Raw genomic sequence first — 908 nt, 5'->3', positions numbered from 1 at the left:
GCTATCACGGTGTGGTGTACGTAGAGGCCATGGGTGAGGCCGCGTTCATTGGTCGTGCCCGGGTTGTGCCCTTGCGCAATATGGGTGCCGCGTTGTCACCGATGAATGCGTTCCTGATTATGCAGGGCATTGAAACCCTGAGCCTGCGCATGGAACGCCATTGCGAGAATGCCATGAAAGTGGCTGCGTACCTGCGCGACCATGCCAAGGTGAGCTGGGTGAATTTTGCCGGCCTGGAAACCGACAAGGATTATGCATTGGCGCAGCAATACATGGATGGCGGGGTGCCCTCGTCCATTCTCAGTTTTGGTGTAGAAGGTGGCCGCGAGGCGGGAGCGCGTTTTATCGATGCGCTGGCGTTGATCAAACGATTGGTCAACATTGGTGATGCCAAGTCTCTGGCGTGCCATCCGGCGACTACCACACACCGGCAGTTGAATGATGAAGAGCTGAAAAAGGCGGGTGTCAGCGCAGACCTGGTGCGTCTGTCCATTGGTATCGAGCATGTGGACGATATCCTGGCAGATATCGAACAGGCGCTGTTGGCCGTTTAAATTTGTGCACGAAACTGGGCCGGCGTCATGCCGGTCCAGCGTTTGAAGGCTTTGGCAAAGGCGCTTTCATCGGAAAAGCCCAATTTGTCGGCAATATCAAAGAGTTTTGACCCTTCCTTCAGTGACTGTTCAGCCATGCCCTGCAGCAGTGAATCGCGCAGCAGCTTGAAGCTGGTGCCTTCTTCGCTGAGTTTGCGGATCAGGTGGCGGCCGCTCATGGCCATCTGCTCGGCCACTTTTTCCTTGCCCCAGCGGGGATGCTGACGTAACAGGTCGCGGACGCTGGCACTTAACGACTGGCTGCCCAGTTGCTCCAGCAGCTGGTCGGCCAGGGTGCGCAAGTGCTGGCAAAGC

2 protein-coding genes are annotated in these 908 nt (G+C 57.0%); one reads left to right on the top strand and one right to left on the bottom strand.

The features are described 5' to 3' along the window. On the top strand, positions 1-554 hold a 554-nt coding region (locus tag A3754_RS00905), incomplete at its 5' end, for a PLP-dependent transferase (RefSeq protein WP_197468346.1). Here the strand turns inward: A3754_RS00905 and A3754_RS00900 are convergent. Further along, the coding region (locus A3754_RS00900; RefSeq protein ID WP_156496650.1) for a helix-turn-helix transcriptional regulator at positions 551-908 on the bottom strand (358 nt) is incomplete at its 5' end. The genes A3754_RS00905 and A3754_RS00900 overlap by 4 nt on opposite strands.

Source organism: Alcanivorax sp. HI0083 (assembly GCF_001635175.1).
The sequence above is the reverse complement of the archived record's forward strand: the minus strand, read 5'-3'. Positions and strand labels throughout refer to the sequence as shown.